Source organism: Thiohalophilus sp., assembly GCF_031581315.1.
Taxonomy (GTDB): Bacteria; Pseudomonadota; Gammaproteobacteria; order UBA6429; family Thiohalophilaceae; genus Thiohalophilus.
On sequence record NZ_JAVLAZ010000175.1, the window covers coordinates 1 to 2,005 of the forward strand.

Annotated in this window: 3 protein-coding genes; all 3 read right to left on the reverse strand. The window is 64.7% G+C overall.

The genetic code is table 11. The annotated features are described in order from the left end of the window. The coding region (locus RI563_RS13290; RefSeq protein ID WP_310694862.1) for a MerR family transcriptional regulator at nucleotides 1-305 on the reverse strand (305 nt) is incomplete at its 3' end. Nucleotides 306-326: 21 nt separating this feature from the next. Continuing rightward, nucleotides 327-554 (reverse strand): ATP-binding protein, encoded by a 228-nt coding sequence (locus RI563_RS13295; protein ID WP_310694863.1) that lies wholly within the window; start codon nucleotides 552-554, stop codon nucleotides 327-329. 152 nt (nucleotides 555-706) lie between these two features. Then, the coding region (locus tag RI563_RS13300) for a TrpB-like pyridoxal phosphate-dependent enzyme (RefSeq protein ID WP_310694864.1) at nucleotides 707-2,005 on the reverse strand (1,299 nt) is incomplete at its 5' end.

Here is a 2,005-nt window from a genome sequence, read left to right on the forward strand (position 1 = left end):
TCGAGCTGGTGATTGATGTGAGCAATCACTTCACCCAGACGCTCCGGCACGCGTTGACTGCCCTCATCGCCCGTGCGGCACTGTTCGCGGGTTTGCGCCAGATCCCGGATCGCGTCCAGGCTGAAGCCCTGCTCGGCCAGTTCGAGGATCGCCTGCAGACGGGCCAGATGCAGCGCGTTATACAACCGGGTCCCGCCGGCGCTACGCAGCGGGGTTAACAGACCCGCCTCTTCGTAATAACGAATCGTACGCACCGTGGTGCCCAGCTGACGGGCCAGTTCCCCGATTTTATAGCTCTCGTCCATCGTCCGATCCGGGCTGTTGGGTTACATCCCGACCAGTTGCGCGGTATAACCGCCGGCCTCGACCTGCCCGAGCAGGCGGGCGGTATCGGCCACCTCGGCATCATAGCTGACCAGCAGCAGATGCGGTTTGTCCTCGCTGAAGCGCGGCGCAATCACCCCCTCGACCTCGCGCAGCTGATCTTCCAGCGAGCCCCGTTCGGCGGCGGGCAGGGTTTCGTTCACATGGATCATGATATCGGCCAGTTGCATGGTCTTGTCTCCTTTGCGTCGGTTAAATCTAACGTTAACGTAAGATTAGATCATCCCGGACGCGAATGCCAGCCAAACCCGGCATCCCCTCCCAACGAAAAACGGCCTGTAAAACAGGCCGTTATCGTTCCGCTGTCAACCGGGCTCGACGCTCAGCCGACTTTCGGCAGGTGGTGCAACGCCGCGTCGATGGCCTCGGCCGGGTACTCGAAGTCCTCCAGCTCGCCGCTGAAGTACTTGTCGTAGGAGCCCATGTCGAAATGACCGTGACCGGAGAGGTTGAAGAACAGGGTCTTGGCTTCGCCGCTCTCCTTGCAACGATTGGCCTCGTCGATCACCGCGCGGATGGCGTGATTGGACTCGGGCGCGGGGATGATCCCCTCGGCGCGGGCGAACTGGACCCCGGCCTCGAAGGTCGCCAGCTGCGGCACCGCCACCGCCTCGATCAGCCCTTCATTATAGAGTTGCGAGACCAGCGCCGAGTCGCCGTGATAGCGCAGCCCGCCGGCGTGGATGCCCGGCGGCACGAAGTCGTGGCCCAGGGTGTACATCTTCATCAGCGGCGTGTGGCCGATGGAGTCGCCGAAGTCGTAGGCATAGTGGCCGCGGGTCAGGGTCGGGCAGGAGGCCGGCTCCACCGCCACCAGCCGCACGGCCTTGCCGGCCGCCTTGTCGGCGAAAAACGGGAATGCCGCGCCGCCGAAGTTGGAACCCCCGCCACAGGGCGCGAACACCATATCCGGATAGTCACCGGCCTTCTCGAACTGTTTCTTGGCTTCCAGGCCGATCACGGTCTGGTGCAACAGCACGTGGTTAAGCACCGAGCCCAGTGCGTAGTTGGTGTCATCCCGCGAGGCCGCCTCTTCCACCGCCTCGGAGATGGCGATGCCCAGCGAGCCGGGCGAGTCCGGATCCTGGGCCAGGATCTGGCGCCCCGACTCGGTCTGGTCAGTGGGGCTGGGCAACACCTCGGCGCCCCAGGTCTGCATCATCGAGCGGCGAAACGGTTTCTGTTCGTAGCTGACCTTCACCATGTAGACCCGCACCTCGATGCCGAACTTCTGGCCCACCAGCGCCAGCGACGAGCCCCACTGGCCGGCACCGGTCTCGGTGGCCAGGCGGCGAATGCCCGCCTCGCGGTTGTAATAGGCCTGGGCCACGGCGGTATTGGGCTTGTGCGAACCGGCCGGGCTGACACCCTCGTACTTGTAGTAAATCTTCGCCGGCGTCCCCAGCGCCGCCTCCAGCTGGTGGGCGCGATACAGCGGCGAGGGCCGCCACAGCTGATACACCTCGCGCACCGCCTCGGGAATCGGGATCCAGCGCTGGTCGCTCACCTCCTGTTCGATCAGCGACATGGGGAAAATCGCGCTCAGCGCGTCAGGGCCAATGGGCTGGCCGTCCGGCCCCAGCGGCGGCAACGGCGCATTGGGCATATCCGCCACCACGTT